At 58.9% G+C, this 16297-nt stretch carries 16 protein-coding genes; 6 read left to right on the top strand and 10 right to left on the bottom strand.

Annotated features, from left to right (window positions below; all coding sequences use genetic code 11):
- The first annotated feature begins 1 nt into the window (after nt 1).
- The 3 genes from V6L81_RS00335 to V6L81_RS00325 are packed head-to-tail and all read left to right on the top strand — an operon-like array spanning nt 2 to nt 1874.
- Nucleotides 2-886 carry a type II secretion system F family protein gene (locus V6L81_RS00335; RefSeq protein WP_095020823.1) on the top strand — a complete coding sequence of 295 codons (885 nt, stop codon included), beginning with the start codon at nt 2-4 and terminating at the stop codon, nt 884-886.
- Nucleotides 887-900: 14 nt separating this feature from the next.
- Nucleotides 901-1590, top strand: a complete 690-nt coding sequence (locus V6L81_RS00330; RefSeq protein WP_095001050.1) for a lipopolysaccharide assembly protein LapB — start codon at nt 901-903, stop codon at nt 1588-1590.
- A gap of 17 nt (nt 1591-1607) precedes the next feature.
- The gene (locus tag V6L81_RS00325; protein WP_095001051.1) at nt 1608-1874 is read left to right on the top strand and encodes a DUF3613 domain-containing protein; all 267 of its coding nucleotides are present in this window, start codon (nt 1608-1610) and stop codon (nt 1872-1874) included.
- A gap of 155 nt (nt 1875-2029) precedes the next feature.
- On the opposite strand, the gene V6L81_RS00320 is transcribed toward V6L81_RS00325, so the two are convergent.
- Nucleotides 2030-2812, bottom strand: a complete 783-nt coding sequence (locus V6L81_RS00320; protein ID WP_338660391.1) for a response regulator transcription factor — start codon at nt 2810-2812, stop codon at nt 2030-2032.
- Between the two features lie 117 nt (nt 2813-2929).
- The gene (locus V6L81_RS00315; protein WP_095001053.1) at nt 2930-3403 is read right to left on the bottom strand and encodes a prepilin peptidase; all 474 of its coding nucleotides are present in this window, start codon (nt 3401-3403) and stop codon (nt 2930-2932) included.
- Between the two features lie 71 nt (nt 3404-3474).
- Here V6L81_RS00315 and V6L81_RS00310 point away from each other — a divergent pair, with 71 nt between their 5' ends.
- Both V6L81_RS00310 and V6L81_RS00305 read left to right on the top strand, forming a co-directional pair.
- Nucleotides 3475-3918, top strand: a complete 444-nt coding sequence (locus tag V6L81_RS00310) for a TadE/TadG family type IV pilus assembly protein (protein WP_095020824.1) — start codon at nt 3475-3477, stop codon at nt 3916-3918.
- The gene (locus tag V6L81_RS00305; protein ID WP_338660390.1) at nt 3908-6652 is read left to right on the top strand and encodes an ATP-binding protein; all 2745 of its coding nucleotides are present in this window, start codon (nt 3908-3910) and stop codon (nt 6650-6652) included. The genes V6L81_RS00310 and V6L81_RS00305 overlap by 11 nt, the downstream gene beginning before the upstream one ends.
- Before the next feature lie 128 nt (nt 6653-6780).
- Here the strand turns inward: V6L81_RS00305 and V6L81_RS00300 are convergent, their stop codons facing one another.
- The 7 genes from V6L81_RS00300 to V6L81_RS00270 form a co-directional block, all read right to left on the bottom strand.
- Nucleotides 6781-8787, bottom strand: coding sequence for a pilus assembly protein TadG-related protein (locus tag V6L81_RS00300; RefSeq protein ID WP_338660389.1), 2007 nt, complete (start codon nt 8785-8787; stop codon nt 6781-6783).
- 234 nt (nt 8788-9021) lie between these two features.
- Complete coding sequence (locus V6L81_RS00295; protein ID WP_338660388.1) at nt 9022-9609, bottom strand: DUF4136 domain-containing protein; 588 nt, start codon at nt 9607-9609, stop codon at nt 9022-9024.
- A gap of 28 nt (nt 9610-9637) precedes the next feature.
- Nucleotides 9638-10252 (bottom strand): DUF4136 domain-containing protein, encoded by a 615-nt coding sequence (locus tag V6L81_RS00290; RefSeq protein ID WP_095019795.1) that lies wholly within the window; start codon nt 10250-10252, stop codon nt 9638-9640.
- 23 nt (nt 10253-10275) lie between these two features.
- Nucleotides 10276-11025 (bottom strand): methyltransferase domain-containing protein, encoded by a 750-nt coding sequence (locus V6L81_RS00285; RefSeq protein ID WP_338660387.1) that lies wholly within the window; start codon nt 11023-11025, stop codon nt 10276-10278.
- A complete protein-coding gene (locus V6L81_RS00280; protein WP_095001060.1) occupies nt 11022-11327 on the bottom strand; it encodes a nucleotide pyrophosphohydrolase in 306 nt (101 codons plus the stop codon). Before V6L81_RS00280 ends, V6L81_RS00285 begins: the two co-directional genes overlap by 4 nt.
- Nucleotides 11328-11528: 201 nt before the next feature.
- Nucleotides 11529-12383, bottom strand: a complete 855-nt coding sequence (locus V6L81_RS00275; RefSeq protein ID WP_338660386.1) for a MaoC/PaaZ C-terminal domain-containing protein — start codon at nt 12381-12383, stop codon at nt 11529-11531.
- Nucleotides 12384-12386: 3 nt separating this feature from the next.
- Entirely contained in the window at nt 12387-13739 is a 1353-nt protein-coding gene (locus V6L81_RS00270; RefSeq protein ID WP_095001062.1) for a 3-oxoacyl-ACP reductase, read from the bottom strand.
- Nucleotides 13740-13861: 122 nt separating this feature from the next.
- Here V6L81_RS00270 and V6L81_RS00265 point away from each other — a divergent pair, with 122 nt between their 5' ends.
- The gene (locus V6L81_RS00265) at nt 13862-15136 is read left to right on the top strand and encodes an acetyl-CoA C-acetyltransferase (RefSeq protein ID WP_095001063.1); all 1275 of its coding nucleotides are present in this window, start codon (nt 13862-13864) and stop codon (nt 15134-15136) included.
- Nucleotides 15137-15186: 50 nt separating this feature from the next.
- On the opposite strand, the gene V6L81_RS00260 is transcribed toward V6L81_RS00265, so the two are convergent.
- A complete protein-coding gene (locus V6L81_RS00260; RefSeq protein WP_095001064.1) occupies nt 15187-16239 on the bottom strand; it encodes a bile acid:sodium symporter family protein in 1053 nt (350 codons plus the stop codon).
- Nucleotides 16240-16297 lie beyond the last annotated feature (58 nt).

Genomic DNA, 16297 nt, shown 5'->3' with positions numbered 1-16297 from the left:
CATGGCCTTTTTGATTTGTGTGGTGTTGCTGCTGGGCGCCATGGCGCTGTTGATCAATAACGTGGTTCAGGATCGCATGAGCCAGCAACGGGTCATGCAGCGCCTGGATGGTGACAAGACCGGCCCCGGCAAGCTCAGCCTGTGGATGCGGGCGGTGGGCAACAGCAAGTTTGGCCAGCGTTCGGTGTCGATGGACAGCGAAACCCAGACCCTGCTCAACCGCATCGGCTGGCGCACCGCCAGTCAGCGCTCGCTGTTTGCCGCTTTTCAGGTTGGCACCCCGATAGCTTTTGCCGGGCTGGTGTTCTTGGGCTATGAGCTGTTTTTTCCGCGTTCGGGCAATCTGCTGGTGGTGATGCTGTTCTCCCTGGCTTTGGGCTATCTGATCCCCAAGCGATTGTTGGCCTATGCTGCAAAAAGGCGCCAGCAGGAAGTGGCGATCGAAGTTTCAACCTTTATTCCGTTGCTGCGCATTCTGTTTGAGTCGGGCATGGCAGTCGAACAGGCGCTGCGGGTGTTGAGCCAGGAAGCGCGGCACCTGCTGCCGGTACTGACCGGTGAGTTGCGGGTGATTCTGGCCCGGGTCGACTCGGGGCTGGAGTTGAATCAGGAACTGAGCAAAACCGCGAGTCTGCTGGATGTAGACGAGTTCAATGACACCTGCGTGATTCTGCAGCAATTGATTCAGCAGGGTGGTGGCGCGATGAAGTCATTGCAGGCACTCAAGGAGCTGCTGGATGACCGTCGTTTGACCCGCATGGAGGAATATATCTCCAAGATGTCCGCCAAAATGTCGGTAGTGATGATGGTGTTTCTGTTCCCCGCTTTGATGATCGTCTTGGCCGGGCCGAGTTTTGTCGCTATCTCGCGAGCCTTTCTCTCTTGACCAGGGGTATGAACATGAAAGCTGTCATCGTCGTGTGCGGGCTGCTGATGCTGGGCGGCTGTGCCACAGGAGGTCAGAGTAATCCGCCGTGGATGGCCATGGGCGGCAGTTGCACCAAGTTGAGTGGTGACCAGGAGCTGTCACTGAACCTGGCCGATGACATGGCCAAGGAAGGCAAGCTGCACGCCAGCCTGGCCAACCTGCAAAACCTGCCGCAGGGGTCGGCGCAGGTACAACTGCGCAAGGCACGGATTTATCGCCAGTTGGGCCGCGATGAGGCCGGGCCGCTGTATCAAGGGTTGCTGGGGTCGTGCCTGGCAGCCGAAGGGGAGCATGGCCTGGGCCAACTGGCAGCCGGGCACGGTGACAACGCCCTGGCGATCACCCATCTGGAGCGTGCGGCACAAATGGCGCCGACCGATGCCAAGATCCGCAATGACCTGGGTGTGGTTTATCTCAATCAACGGCGGGTTGATGAAGCGCGGTTCGAGTTTTTGACCGCTCTGGAGCTCAAGCAGGATGAATCTCCGGCGGCATTGAACCTGGTGACCTTGCTGATTTATCAGGACCAGTGGAAGCAGGCCGCAGAACTGGTAACCCGCGCGGGCCTGACCCCCGAACAGGTAAGTGATGCCCAGTACCGGGCACAAGCTTTGAAAGCTCAAGCCAGGACCGCCAGCAACCAGGTGGCTGTCGTCAAATAACGCGTTGGAGGTTTGCCATGACTTTATCTATTCGTGTGGGGGTGCTGCTGGCCCTGATGCCGCTGGGTGCGCTGGCTATCGAGCCTGGCCCCACCCCCAGAACCCAGCAGCAAACCGAGAACTGGCTGCAATTGCAAGTGAGCGGCAGCGTCCAGTCGCCCATCCACCAAACGGCTACGCCGGCGGAGCGTGAGCTCAGCCTGCAGCGCTGGCTGGACAGTTATAAACATGAAATCCCCGAGTACTACGGGCAGAAAGAGGGTGGCAAGGCCAGCCAGGAATAAGTTCTTTCCTGCAATAGCGGGCCCCCACAGGCAGTAGGCGGCGCAAAACCTGTGGGAGCGGGCTTGCCCGCGATGGCAGCGGTGCGGCATCACTCACCCGCCGCGCCAGTTGTATCGCGGGCAACTCGCACCGCTACAGTGAAGTGATCAGGTAGCTAGTGCGCAGTTTGCCGATGGGCGCCGGCGTTTGGCGACAGGGCCAGGGCCAGTTGGGTGCGGTTGTTCATATGGGGCAGGCGCAGCACTTGCGACACATAGAGCTTGACCGTGTTTTCGGTGATGCCCAGGTCACAGGCGATCTGGTAGTTGGTCTGGCCCTTGCTGACCAGCTTGGCGACGTCCAGCTGGCGTGGTGACAGCTGTTTGAAGATCGTCGGGATCTGTTGCCAGGGGCCCTCACCTGGTTCCTGGCTGTTCAAGGGGTGAGTGGCAGCTTGCGGAGGGCGCCGGGCGGACTCCATGTCCTGATACAGGTCATCGATGGATTCGGCCAGGAATTGCAATTTCTGGTTCAGGTGGCCCAGCTGATCGCTCTTGTGGCGTTCACGCAAAATAGCTTCCTGGCGCTGGATGCCCTCGAGCAGCTCATTGAGGTCGACCGGCTTTTGATAGTAGTCGGCGATGCCGATACGCAGGGCCTTGATCACATCCTGTTTATCGGCGCGACCGGTCAACAGGATGCTTTCAAAGGCGCGGTGTTTGCCGGCCAGTTTTTGCAACTGCTGGGTCAGTTCGATGCCGTTCATGTCGGGCATGTGAAGGTCGCAGAGCACCAGGCCGATTTGCGGGTCGGCCACAAACGCATCAATGGCTTCACGGGTTGTATTGCAAGGCACGCAACGGTAACCGCTGCTTTCCAGAAACTCGCACAGTTCTTCGACAATCAACGACTGATCGTCGACTACGAGCACTTTTATTAGGGGGTTGGGCGTGTTCACGTGGTTCTCCTTCCTGGTAAACCAATCAGGGACATCTTGGTCCACATACTTGCGGTGATTGAATTAAACGTAGACCTACTTTACGACTATGTACAAGGTATTAATCCCTCGTAATGACTAGTGAAGCAGAGCCATTGTCAGGGTAAAACCACCGAACAGGAAGGGTGCAAAGGGAAGCTTTTTTGACACTGTGGCGCCTTTCGCAAGCGAGAGCGTCTTAACTTGTTGATTTATTGACGGCAGTATTTTTGACGCACAAAACCACCAGATGCCACTACAGATGCCAGCACCGATAACGGTGCCAAGAATTGTCGGACGATCGGTTGTCAGCGCCAGGGCGATCAACAGCTTTACGTCGCCGGCACCCAGCTTGTTCAAGGCATAACCGGGCAGTGTCAGCACCAGCGCGATCAGCAGCGCCCAGCCTCCTTCGGTTGCGCTTGCTCCCAGCCAGGTGTGACCGGTCCACAGCAGATACAGCAGCGCCAGCGCTGCGCCACCCAACGTCAGGAAGTTGGAAATATGGCGTTGGAGCAGGTCTTGAATGGAACAGGCCACAAACCAAAGCAACACAACAGCTAACTGGATCACGTAAAGATCCTCCGTTTTTTACCAATGATTCTATGATGATATTACTGTCGACAGTCAGGGTAGACGCAGTCATGAAAACAAGACTTGGCAAAAAGCAGCAGGGCGCGGCGGCGATTGAGTTCGCGCTGGTGTTTGTGATTTTTTTTGCGGTGCTTTATGGCGTGCTCAGCTACAGCTTGCCCCTGCTGTTGGTGCAGTCATTCAACAATGCGACGGCTGAGGCGGTGCGGCGCAGCATGGCGGTGGATCCGACGGCGGCCAACTATGGCGGGCTGGTGGAGACGTTGGCCAAGAGCGTATTGAACGAGAAACTGGCCTGGGTGCCCACTGCGGTTAAAGGCAGCCTGGTTCCGGCCGCGACCTATAACCCGACAACCAAAGTGCTGACTGCCAGTGTGACCCTGCCTGCTACGGCGTTGACCACCATCATGCCGGTGCTCAAATTGGGAACGATCACAGTGCCTAGCCTGCCAACAAATTTGAAAGCCGAATCGAGTGCTCAACTTGTCCCCTAGCGAAGGGCTGTTCGGGCGCTTGTTGGGACGGACCGACGAGCGCTTGCCTGAATCCACCGATCCGCAATCACGCACCCATGCGGGTATCCAGCTGATGCTTGATCCGCTGGGGCACGTCATTGAAATCCACGGCCTGCAGCGCTACGGCCTGGCGCGGGGCAGCGACGATGGTTCACCGCGCCTGCTCCTGAGCTATCTGGTGCCGGGGAGCACGCTGGCGCTTGAAGGCGTACCGGCAGACTGGGTTGGTCACAGTCTTGATCTCGACTTCCAGTGTGCGGGTCTGCGTGTGGTACATACCCGGGGCTGGGTGCAACCCCAGGGGGGCAGCTGGCTTTTGCAGTTGCTGGATATCAGCGACCTGCGCCTTGGCAGTGAGCAGGCCCGCAGCCGCGAGCGCTGCACGCAACTGATCCTGGGGCTGGCCGGGCAGTTGCGCCAGTGCAGCTCGTCGCGTCTGTCCGAGGTCATGCACGAAGCGCTGCGCAGCGTCGCCCAGCATGGGCGGGTGCCCTGTATGGCGCTGGCGCTGCGTGAGGGTCCACAGGCTTCCTGGTATATGCACAGCACGTATCACGCCTTTGATGCGCCGCAACTGTGGCTGCCCGAACAAAACCTTGGCAGCCTGCTCGATCCGCTTGGCGGAACGTCACCCCAGCGTGTCGAGCGCGACGGTAACCCGCGATTAAACGATTTGTTTGGCAATGCCGATGGTGTGCTGGTGCCTTACAGCGATCAGCAAGGCTTGTGTGCCTGGTTGATGCTGGGGTTTTACCCGGCGTCCCTGCACGGCCCGCAAATGAGTGAAAGCGACTGGATGCAGGTGTGCGCTGCCCTGGCCGCACCACTGCTGGACCGTTTACGTGAGCAGCAGCATCTGCAGCAAAGCGAGCGCATGGAAGCCCTGCAAGGCCTGCTGGGCACCGGCTGGTGGGAATGGTCGAGCACCAGCGAACTGCTGGAACTGGCTCCACAACTGGCCATCAACCTGGACGCTGTGGCCGAGCCGCAGGCCATGACCCGCCAGGCATGGCTGGCGTTGTTTCACCCAGCTGACCGGGATGAACTTAGCGGTCGCTTCAATGAACTGCTGGAACATGGCAAAGAATTATTACTGTTTGCCCGGGTACATGAGCCTCAGGCCACAGAGCCTGCCCGCTGGTACCGGATTCAGGGCCAGGTGCTGGGCAGCGGCACCCGGCGGCGCATCGTAGGTTTTATGCTGGATGTCAGCGATATCAAAAACCAGCAGCAACAAGTCGCCGCCGCCCATGCGCGGCTGGACAACCTGATCGCCAGTTCCCCGGCGGTGATTTATGTACAGCGTTATGTTGAAGGCGCGCTGGTACCGGCATTTTTCAGTGACAGCCTCAAGCCTTTACTGGGCTGGACGCTGGAGGAATGTACCAGTGAAACCTTGATCGAGTGGGTCCATCCCGATGACCTCGAACAGTTTTTTGGCCGTACCCGGCAGTTGCTGCGCGAAGGCAGCGCCCGCAACCGTTATCGCCTGCGCGATCGGCGCGGCGATTATCATTGGTTGCTGGATGAGGCCAAGCTTTTGCGTAACGACCTTGGTTTGCCGGTAGAAGTGGTCGGCTTGTGGCTGGATATCACCGAGGCTACCGAAGCGGCCGAGCGGGTCAAAAACAGCGAGGAGCGTTACCGGATACTGGTTGAGGACTCACCGGCGATGATCTGCCGTTACCTGCCCGACCTGACCCTGACCTTCGGCAATCAGCCGCTGGCCAGCTACCTGGAATGCACCACTGCGCAACTGCCGGGCATCAACCTGAGCAGTTGGCTATCCACTGAGCAGCGCGAGGCCTTTGTGCAGCGTATTGCCGGCTTGACTCCGCAGGCACCGGTCAGCACGGCGGAAATCAGCCTGCAACTGCCGGGGCGTGAATATGCCTGGTGGGTGTGGTCGGACCGGGGCATTTTCGACGAGCAGGGCAACTTGCTTGAAGTGCAGGCCGTGGGCCGCGACAACACCGAAGTGCGTCGCTCGCAACAGCAACTGACCCACAGCGCGAAAATGGCCACCCTGGGCGAAATGGCCACGGGGCTGGCGCACGAAATCAACCAGCCGCTGAACGTGATGCGCATGGCCGTGGTCAACGTGCTCAAACGCCTGGGTAATGGCGATGCGCAGATCGATTATTTGCAAGACAAACTCACCCGTATTGACGGTCAGATCCAGCGTGCGGCGCGGGTGGTAGACCACTTGCGGGTGTTTGGCCGTCGTTCCGAAATCGAACAGCAAGTGTTCAACCCGGCGCAGGCCATGGAAGGCTCTGTAGCCTTGCTGGGTGAGGGCTTGAGGGGCAAGGGTGTGCAATTGCGCAGTGAGGGCCAGGCTTGCGCTGTGCAGGTGCGCGGCCATGTGGATCAGTTGGAGCAAGTGTTGATCAATCTGATGGTCAATGCCCGTGATGCGCTGATGAGCAAGCGTGAAACTGACCGCGACTTTGAGCCCTGGATAGCCCTGAGTGTTGAGTCCGATGCGCAAAGTGTGCGCTTGTGGGTGGATGACAATGCGGGTGGCATCGACCCGCGGTTGCTGGAGCGGATCTTCGAACCGTTCTTCACCACCAAGCCCATTGGCCTGGGCACCGGCCTGGGGTTGTCCGTGAGTTACGGCATTATCGACAATATGGGCGGGCGGCTGAGTGTCAGCAATACCGAGCATGGGGCGCGGTTTTGTGTGGAGCTGCCCCTGGTAGCAGCCTGAATTCAGCGTTCCACCCTTCATGTGGGAGCGGGCTTGCTCGCGATTGCATCACCTCGGTATATCAGATGTACCGAGGTGCCTGAATCGCGAGCAAGCCCGCTCCCACAAGGTATTGCACTCCATTTAGGTCAAAGCACCAGCTGGGCGCGGCCACCCTGGTTGCAGGAGAGGTTGGCGCCGACTTGAACGTCTACCAGGCTAACCCCAAGCAATTTAAGGACGTTATTAAGTATAGGGGTTAACAGCGGGTTCAATACATTCAGGATAAGGGGGGTCAAGATATTCGTTACGCCGGTGATGAGCGATTCAGCACCGACAATCAAGTTTCCAAGAGGGTTGCTTTGAGTCGGCGTGTAAGCTTGTATTTTTACACCGGCCAAGGTGTTTGCCAATGAACTTACAATGTTTGGATTGCTTGGCATGGCTTGCAGGCTGGAAGCGTCTTTTATGTTAGCAGGTACCGCGAAAAGTGGAGCGCTACTTGAATATATCATGTTGCCTGTGGATCCAACTACCGATGTACTGGTTGCAATGCCAAGTCCGCCCCCGGCAAATGCAACGCGGTCAACGCAACTACCGATGCCTAAAAGTTTCTGGCAGGTTTGAATGCCAATATCTACCAGTGGGGCAGGGGTATAAGCGGGCGGGGTAGAGCTTGAAAAGGCAGCTGTCGCATCGATGAGGCCTATTCGGATATCCGCCAGCGAAGACTCTGTACGAAGCGTCAGGCTTTTGGTTTGGTTACTTCCACTGGGGCAAGTGAAGTCTGTGACATAGGCTGTTGCCCCGCCGGCATCAATACTGATGTCGATGTGTGGGGACGCGACGAGTTGAGGGTCGATCTGTTTACATTTTTTTCCCAGCAAACAAAGTGTCGAATCAAGGGTTGTCACGAGGTTTAGTGAAAGCACACCACTTAAAACCGAGCTGAGGCTACCGATTAGCCCGCTAAGGGCATTGACTATTCCCGCTGCACCCGGAAGTCCATTAATATGGACAGAGATCAATGTTCTTACTTGGGCCGTGCGCACATAAATACGATTTGCGCCAAGCGGATCCGTTTTGGCTAGTCGAGGATCACCCATTGCAGAAAACTGTTGGGGTTCGATGATTTTAGCCTGGGTAGTGACGTTGGCGATGCCCAGCAGGCTGACGGGAAGCGTGATCGCAAGTCCGCTATTTTTATTGGCGGCCTGGATAGAGGCTTCCAGAAACTGGATGAGTTGCAGGTTTGCATCCAGCCCGGAACTCGGAGTGCCGCTCTGAAGTTTAAGAATGTCGCCGAGTTTGAGTGGGGTGGAGTTAATACCAGGTACTTTCAAATTTCCCAGTGCTGTTTTGATGTCTGCGGTTGCGCCATTGTTGTTAGCCACCGTAATAGCTGTGGTGAGAAATTGAGTGAGGTTTGTACTGGTTGATAATAGTTGGTCGTAGTTGCCCGCTGAGATGTGAAGGTCTAGCGCAAGTTGGTCCATGAACTTGAGCAAGTTAATATCGCCATTGATTAGCCCGTTCCATCCCGCAATACTGAGTACTACATCGGAGCCAAGCAGCTTGGAAAATAGAGCGTTAAGTGCTGATGCTTCGCTCTGTGATGAAATCGTCACAAGAGTACTTCTGATACTGATTTGAGCCAACGGCCCCCCTCCGACACTCCCCACCGCACTCGCCGTCAAATTGGTATTCAGATTAAACCCGTTTTTGGAAAACATACTCCACAAGCCTCCGGCCACGCTGGTCGGCACAGTGGTGGTGGCGATTACGCGAATGGCATCGGATTTGGTTGCGTCGGCAGTGAATACCCGCAACTGGCTACTGTTGGTGCTCAGGGTGCCGCAAGTGGTGTTTACTTTTTGCACGCTGCCGGGGGTGAAGCTGTTGCGAGTGGCACTCTGGTTGGCGAAACCGGCAGCAGTACTGGCGCCAGCACAGTTACCGCCCCGACTCACCGCCTCCAGCACCGCCATATCCGCCACGCGCTGCAACTTGCGCTGCTCCAGGTAAAGGCGCCCGCTGTCGACCACCAGCAGCATAAACAGCAGCACCATGCCCAGCGTCACGGCAGCCATCAGGCCGATTGCGCCATGCTGCTGCCGGGGACCATAAAAACCCATACCGCGTAGTTGGGGAGACATCGAGCACTCCTGATGCTGGAACAGTGCCCAGCGCTAACTCTCCAAAGTTTCAGCGAGTGTAGACAAGAAGTGATCGGTGCGCTGGCCAGTTGCCAGTTTTATAAGCGCGATGTGAACGGTTAATCAAAAGACAACGACAAGTGGTCAGAAAAACAGTGTAAAAACCAACTTGCTCACGAAAGTATTAATACCAACTTACTTATATACATCGTGAGCAAGTTAATGCTGCGTAACTTACTTGGGCGGATACGTACTCAGGATCTTGGTGACTGCTTGCTGGATTGTAGCGCTGCGTTCAGCCGGGGTCGGGCTGCTGTCGACGACTTTCTCTGCACTGCCTCGCCACACCAGCTTGCCGTCTTTGGCATCGATCAGGTCGATCTGCAGCGTACCAACCTGGTAGACCACGTTGCGGGTTTCGTTATACATCGGTGCGCCCCAGTAACCTTCCCACGGGCCGCCCCAGTAACCCCCCCACGGCCCACCCCAAGGGCCACCGTAGCCGTAGTTGGTCACCACTTGCTCCTGGCGGTTGGCCACGATCAGCCAAGTTTGCACCAGCAAGTCCGGCTTGCTGCCTGCCGCTACCGGGCGCAGGCCGCGCTGGTCCAGCTGGCTGCTGACGGCCTGGACAATGCGCTGCTCGGTCAGGTCGCTTCTAAGCATCGGGTTGTTGGGTTGGTATTGCACGGCAGGGTCTTTCCAGGCCCAGGTACGGAACTGGGCGAAATCGACAGCAGGGTTGTAATCATGGCTGACCTGCATGGTTTCGCAGGCACTGAGCAGCAGGGCCAGGCCCAGTAATGCAATGCGACGAAGCATGATGATTTCTCCACTTCACTATTGAGACTCAATGGGGAGGGTAAGCCTGTACTGCCTTGTTCAGTGATTCGCGCAGGGCGTCACTGCGTTCGCTCAGGCTGCCTTTACTGCTGGTTTCTGCACTGGAACTCCACACCGGCTGGCCGGTTTTACCGTCATACAGGTTGAGTCGAACCACCATGACCTCAACCTCATAGGTACGTATGACGGGGACGGAGTTGTACATGCCGTATTGGCTGCCGTAGCGGCCGTAACCGCTGCCGTAGCCGGCCCCGTAACCATAGTCGTCCTGTACCTGGCGCAAGCGTTTTTCGGTGTGCAAATCAGCACTGACCCAAAGATCCGCCGGACGGTTGGGTTGTGCCGGGCGCAAGCCGCGCTGGTCCAGGGCATTGTTAACCGCTTCGGCGATTTGCGCCGAGTCGGCCCATGCCGTGCCAACCGGCAGCCGACCATTGAGCCAGGCCCAGCTCTGGTAGCGCCCGTAATCCCGTGGCGGGGCCGGGTAGGCACTCAAGTCCAGGGTATTGGCTGCCTGTGCCGGAGCCGGAGGCATGGGCATTGAGGTGGCGGTGTACGGGTTGGGGCTTTGGCAAGCGCCCAGCCCCAGGCTCAAAACGATCAAGGCAACGCGGCGATACATCATGCTCTCCCCCGCAGGGCGATTTAAACCGGGCGACACACCCAATGAAGATAACGTCCCAGCCCGGCAAACGCAGGGTGGCGACGGTGGGCCAACTCCATTTCAACCAGGGCTTCAAGCTCGGCGCGGGCCTGGAACTCCACTGGCATGTAATCGTGAAACACCCGCACGCCGCTTTGGGTTTCGACCTGCCACAGCCCTTCGAGTGCTGTGGCCAGCTCCCTTGGGTCGAGTGGCTGCTGCGGGGTGAGGCTCTGTTTTTCGCCGGCCATGTCGTTCTTGCGCATCTTGCGAAAGTGCCCCTTGAGCAAGTTGCGATAGATCAGCGCGTCGCGGTTGTAAAACGCCAGCGACAACCAGCCATCTTTGGCGGTCAATTGATGCAGCACCGGCAGGATCGCGTGGGGCTCGGCCAGCCACTCCAGCACGGCGTGGCACAACACCAGATCGTACGGTTGAGTCAGTTGGCCCAGCAGCTCCTGCCACGGCGCCTGAATAAAGGTGCCAGTCTGGCCAGCTTCGGCAAAACGCTGGCGGGCGCCTTCCAGCATCGGCGCGGCCGGTTCGGCCAGGGTCACATCGTGACCTTGCTGGGCCAGCCACAAGGACATATGGCCCAGCCCGGCGCCGATATCCAGCACCCGCAACGGGCGTTTGGGCAGGGCTTCCTGCAGGTCGGCCTGGAGCACGGTCAGACGAATCGCACCCTTGGCGCCACCGTAGATTTTCTCGGCGAAGCGGGTGGCCAGTTGATCGAAGTGACGGTCACTCATTTGTTGAAACGCCTTTCATTGTCGGCCAGTTTATTGCGTACCACTTCATTCATGTCCAGGCCCAGTTCGGCACAAAGCAATACCAGGTACAGCACGATATCGCCCACTTCCTGGCCGGCGTGGGTGAGCTTGTCGGCAGGGAGCTGGCGTGACTGGTCTTCGCTCAGCCACTGAAAGATCTCCACCAGCTCGGCCATTTCGACACTGGCGGCCATGGCCAGGTTTTTCGGGCTGTGGAACTGCTTCCAGTCGTTGTTATCGCGGATGCGATGCATGCGTCGGGTTATTTCGTCGAGGTTCATTGCGGGCGTGCTCTCCAGAAGGCGCAAAGCTTGCGACCGAACGGGGATTGGTGCAAGTGAAAGGCACGGGCAGCCCTGCGGGATTTTCGGCTCGCATGCCATCCTCTGTGGGAGCGGGCTTGCTCGCGATGCAGGCGCCGCGGTTTAACAGGTAAAACGCGCGGATGCCATCGCGAGCAAGCCCGCTCCCACAGGGGGTGGTCAGCTAACCGGTCGCCAGTTGCCGATCAAGTGCACCAGGCCGTCATGGCCATTGAGCTGGAAGTCGCCACTGGAACCCGCCTCACTGCTGAGCAAAATCACTTCGCCGGGCAAGCGCACCGGTTTTTTGAAGGCAACAAAAACCTCAACATTGGCCGCCGGCAGCTGCGAATTGAGTGCCGCCAGCGTTCGGGCTTTTATCCACAGGCCGTGGGCAATTGCACTGGGCAGGCCAAACAGCTTGGCGCTGGCGGCACTGAGGTGGATGGGGTTGTAGTCGCCCGAGACTTTGGCATAACGCCGGCCAATATCGGCGGGGGCATACCAGCGGGTCAGTTCGCTCAGGGCCACCGGCGCAGGATCGTTGATTTGGGGCAGGTCGCCCGGCAGTTCCACGCCTTTGCACAGCAGGGTGCTTTCGGCCTCCCATATTGGCCCCAGCAGATCGTCAACCTGGGTGACCACCTCGAAGGTCGCGCCCTTGGGGTGTTTTTGCAGGTTGTGTACATATACCCCGATGCGCAGCTGCGTCACGCTGCCCATCGGGCGCAGCAGACGGATCCGATTGGTCAGATGAATCAGCCCCAGCAGCGGGAAGGGGAAGTCCTTGGCAGTCAGCAACTGCATTTGCAGACCGAAGGCCAGGATGTGTGGATAAGTGGGCGGCAGCAATGGGCTTGGCACCAGGTCGCAAACATCGCGAAACGCCGCCAGGGCCTTGGGCTCCACCTCGACCCAGCAGCGCAGACCTTGCTCCGGCAAGGGGCTGGAGGTGATCTTGCGCCGGGCCGCGGCATGGGCGTACAGCGCGGGCAAGTGCGGTGGGCCGCTGAGGTCGAGCCATTTCACGGTCATGGCTTATGCTCCCAGAATACTTTGGCCACACACCCGCAGTGCCTGGCCGCTGAGCGCGCCCGAACCCGGCTGGCCGAGCCAGGCCACAGCCTCGGCGACGTCCTGGGGTTGGCCACCCTGGCCCAGCGAACTCATGCGTCGTCCCGCTTCGCGCAGGGCAAAGGGAATATGCGCGGTCATTTGGGTTTCGATAAAACCCGGGGCCACGGCATTGATACTGATGCCACGCTCGCCCAGCGACGCTGCCCAGGCCTGAGCAAGGCCGATCAGCCCGGCCTTGCTGGCGGCGTAGTTGGTCTGGCCGCGATTGCCGGCGATACCGCTGATGGATGCGAGCAGGATTACCCGGCCGTTATCGCGCAGGGTGCCGCTATCAAGCAGGGCCTTGGTCAGCACTTGCGGGGCGTTGAGGTTAACGGCGAGTACCGAGTCCCAGAATTCCGGGGTCATATTGGCCAGGGTTTTATCACGGGTGATACCGGCGTTGTGCACCAGGATATCGATACCATCGGCCAGTTGCCCGGTCAGTTGTTCTGCGGCATCGGCGGCACAGATGTCGAGCGCGATGCTGTGCCCGCCCAAGCGCGCGGCCAGCGCATCGAGATCGCTCTTGGCGGCCGGCACGTCGAGCAGGATCAGTTCGGCGCCATCCCGGGCCAGGGTTTCGGCAATCGCGGCGCCAATGCCACGGGCCGCACCGGTAACCAGTGCCTTGCGCCCGGCCAGGGGGCGGGTCCAGTCCTGCACCTGGTTGGCGCAGGCCTTGAGGCGCAGCACCTGGCCGCTGATAAAGGCACTTTTTGGCGAGAGAAAAAAGCGCAGTGCGCCTTCAAGCTGATCTTCGGCCCCCTCGCCGATATACAGCAGTTGCAAGGTACTGCCGTTACGCAATTCCTTGGCCAACGAGCGACTGAAACCTTCGAGCGCACGTTGCACGCTGGCGGCAAAAGGGTCGCTTAATGTTTCAGGGGCACGGCCCAGGATCACCATATGGGTACAGTGCTCGAGATTGCGCAGCAGCGGCTGGAAAAATTCGCGCAGTTGCTTGAGCTGCCCGGTGTGCAACAGCTCGCTGGCGTCAAACACCACGGCCTTGAGCTTTGGTCCCTGGCCTGGAATCCACGGTGTGGCATGCAAGGGTTCAGGGCCATAGCTGAACACCGCATCGGTGAGTTTGCCGCCAAAGCGGGCCACCTGTGCGGCAAGCGCACCGCCGCCAATCAGCAGAGGGCCTTCGACGGGGCGCAGGCGCCCGGCCTGCCAGCGCTCCAGTCGTCCCGGTGACGGCAGCCCCAACGCGCCGACCAGCCGCTGGCCGAGGGATGAGTTGACGAAGTCGATATAACGGTCTGACATGGAACACTCTCCGACAGGTGGGGTTCAAAGGGTTGACCACAAACAGACCGTGGTCGTTCGTTATCGGCAATAAGGCCTACGCTGGTAACGATTAATGGATTTAAGAGAATAGGGTGAATCGTATGAGTCTGCGTCGTGTAGCAATTATTGGTGGTAATCGAATCCCGTTTTCTCGCGCCAACGGGCCTTATGCGACTGCCAGTAATCAGGACATGCTGACGGCGGCGCTGGAAGGGCTGATCGAGCGATACAACCTTCACGGGTTGCGCATGGGCGAAGTAGTGGCCGGGGCGGTGCTCAAGGATTCGCGGGATTTCAGCCTGACCCGCGAATGTGTGCTGGGCTCGCGGCTGTCGCCGCAAACTCCGGCCTATGACTTGCAGCAGGCCTGCGGTACAGGGCTTGAGGCGGCATTGCTGGTGGCCAACAAGATTGCCCTGGGGCAGATCGAGTGCGGGATTGCCGGTGGCGTGGACTCTGCCTCCAATGTTCCGATCGGCATCAATGACGGGCTGCGCAAATGGCTGCTGCAGTTCAATCGCCTCAAGGCACCTGTGGACAAGCTCAAGGCGTTGCTGCAATTGCGTCCGGGCTTTTTGAAGCCCGAATTTCCACGCAACGGCGAGCCTCGCACCGGGCTGTCGATGGGCCAGCACTGCGAGTTGATGGCGCAAACCTGGAACATCCCCCGGGTTGAGCAGGACGAGCTGGCGCTGCACAGCCATCAGGCACTGACGGCGGCTTACCACGCCGGCTGGGAAGATGATCTGCTTACGCCATTTATGGGCCTGAGCCGTGATAACAACCTGCGTGCCGACCTGACCCTGGAGAAACTGGCCGCCCTCAAGCCCGTATTCGAGCGCAGCGCCAAGGGCACGTTGACGGCGGGCAACTCCACGCCACTGACCGATGGTGCGTCGACGGTCTTGTTGGGCAGTGAAGAATGGGCCAGGGAGCGCGGCTTGCCGGTCTTGGCGTATTTGCGCGATGGTGAAACAGCTGCTGTAGATTTCGTACACGGTGCAGAAGGGTTATTGATGGCACCGGTATATGCCGTCCCACGGCTGCTGGCGCGTAATGGCCTGACCTTGCAGGACTTTGACTACTACGAGATTCACGAAGCCTTTGCTGCCCAGGTGCTGTGCACCTTGAAGGCCTGGGAGGATGGGCCTTACTGCAAAAGCCGGTTGGGTCTTGATGCAGCGCTGGGGGCGATTGATCGCAGCAAACTCAACGTCAAGGGCAGTTCCCTGGCGGTGGGTCATCCGTTTGCGGCGACGGGCGGGCGTATCGTGACCAATATGTCCAAGCTGCTGGCCACCGCCGGGCAGGGTCGAGGTTTGATCTCGATCTGCGCGGCGGGCGGGCAGGGTGTTACTGCAATAATTGAGCGATAGCCGTCTGTGGGAGCGGGCTTGCTCGCGATGGGCGCAATGCGGTGTGCCTGTTACGCCGTGGCGTCGGCATCGCGAGCAAGCCCGCTCCCACCCGAGATGTTGTTGTGTTTGGCTTCTGCGCGACTGCGCGTGGCATAACTCTCGGCCATCACCGAACACACGATCAACTGCAGTGGGTGGTAGATCATGATCGGCAATAAAATCAGGCCCAGCCCCGGGTTGGCCCCGAAAATCAGGGCCGCCATCGGCGCACCTGCCGCGAGGGATTTCTTGCTGGCGCAGAACACTGCAGCGATTTCATCTGCGGTGCTGAATTTCAGGGCGCGGGCGGTGCGGGTGGTCATCCACAGGATAATCGCCAGCAGGACCGCACTGCCGACCAATGCACTGACAATCACCGAACTGCCCTGCTGTTGCCACATGCCCGAGACCATCGAGTTGCAGAACGCGGCGTAAACCAGCAGCAGAATCACCACCTTGTCGCAGATATTGGTGTAGCGCTTGTGCCGGGCAAAAAAGCGTCCGCACAGCGGGCGAACCAACTGGCCCAGCACCAGCGGCAGCAACAGCATGGCGCACAGGTCGAGCAGGGTTGAACCCAGGTCGATGCCCCCTGCGCCGCTGCCCACCACGAAGCTGACCAGCAAGGGTGTCAGGAAAATCCCCAGCACGCTGGACAGGCTGGCGTTAAGAATCGCTGCCGGCACATTGCCTCCAGCACTGCCGGTCAGTGCCACCGACGAGGAGATGGTCGAGGGCAGGGCACACAGGTAGAAAAATCCCAACATCAGCAGCGGCGGGATATGGGCGCCCAACAGCTTGTTGGCGACCACCCAGATCAGCGGGAAGACGATAAAGGTAAAGCCCTGCACCATAACGTGCAGGCGAATGTTTTTCAGACCGTGACTGATCTGCTCACTGGACAGGTTCACCCCGTGCAGGAAAAACACCAGAAACACTCCGATATTGATCACCCATTCCGCGTGCATTGCACCGCCAGTGCTACCGAAATGCGGAAACACATAGGCCAGGAAAGTCGCCAGCAGCATGCCGCACAGAAACCAGTCGGTGAACATTCGTTTGAGATGTTTGAGTACAGGCATTGTCGGCACCGCAACATTGTAAGAATTGATGACTTAGCCTAACGTCGCAGCAATCTGT

The organism is Pseudomonas bubulae (assembly GCF_037023725.1).
Lineage (GTDB): Bacteria > Pseudomonadota > Gammaproteobacteria > Pseudomonadales > Pseudomonadaceae > Aquipseudomonas > Aquipseudomonas bubulae.
The sequence above is the reverse complement of the archived record's forward strand: the minus strand, read 5'-3'. Positions and strand labels throughout refer to the sequence as shown.

Bases quoted from the DNA above. Each gene is read 5' to 3' on its own strand.
- V6L81_RS00265 (WP_095001063.1), top strand. From the start codon at position 13,862: ATGAGTCTGCGTCGTGTAGCAATTATTGGTGGTAATCGAATCCCGTTT.
- V6L81_RS00260 (WP_095001064.1), bottom strand. From the start codon at position 16,239: ATGCCTGTACTCAAACATCTCAAACGAATGTTCACCGACTGGTTTCTG.
- V6L81_RS00330 (WP_095001050.1), top strand. From the start codon at position 901: ATGAAAGCTGTCATCGTCGTGTGCGGGCTGCTGATGCTGGGCGGCTGT.
- V6L81_RS00310 (WP_095020824.1), top strand. From the start codon at position 3,475: ATGAAAACAAGACTTGGCAAAAAGCAGCAGGGCGCGGCGGCGATTGAG.
- V6L81_RS00270 (WP_095001062.1), bottom strand. From the start codon at position 13,739: ATGTCAGACCGTTATATCGACTTCGTCAACTCATCCCTCGGCCAGCGG.
- V6L81_RS00295 (WP_338660388.1), bottom strand. From the start codon at position 9,609: ATGCTTCGTCGCATTGCATTACTGGGCCTGGCCCTGCTGCTCAGTGCC.
- V6L81_RS00325 (WP_095001051.1), top strand. From the start codon at position 1,608: ATGACTTTATCTATTCGTGTGGGGGTGCTGCTGGCCCTGATGCCGCTG.
- V6L81_RS00280 (WP_095001060.1), bottom strand. From the start codon at position 11,327: ATGAACCTCGACGAAATAACCCGACGCATGCATCGCATCCGCGATAAC.
- V6L81_RS00290 (WP_095019795.1), bottom strand. From the start codon at position 10,252: ATGTATCGCCGCGTTGCCTTGATCGTTTTGAGCCTGGGGCTGGGCGCT.
- V6L81_RS00275 (WP_338660386.1), bottom strand. From the start codon at position 12,383: ATGACCGTGAAATGGCTCGACCTCAGCGGCCCACCGCACTTGCCCGCG.
- V6L81_RS00300 (WP_338660389.1), bottom strand. From the start codon at position 8,787: ATGTCTCCCCAACTACGCGGTATGGGTTTTTATGGTCCCCGGCAGCAG.
- V6L81_RS00285 (WP_338660387.1), bottom strand. From the start codon at position 11,025: ATGAGTGACCGTCACTTCGATCAACTGGCCACCCGCTTCGCCGAGAAA.
- V6L81_RS00335 (WP_095020823.1), top strand. From the start codon at position 2: ATGGCCTTTTTGATTTGTGTGGTGTTGCTGCTGGGCGCCATGGCGCTG.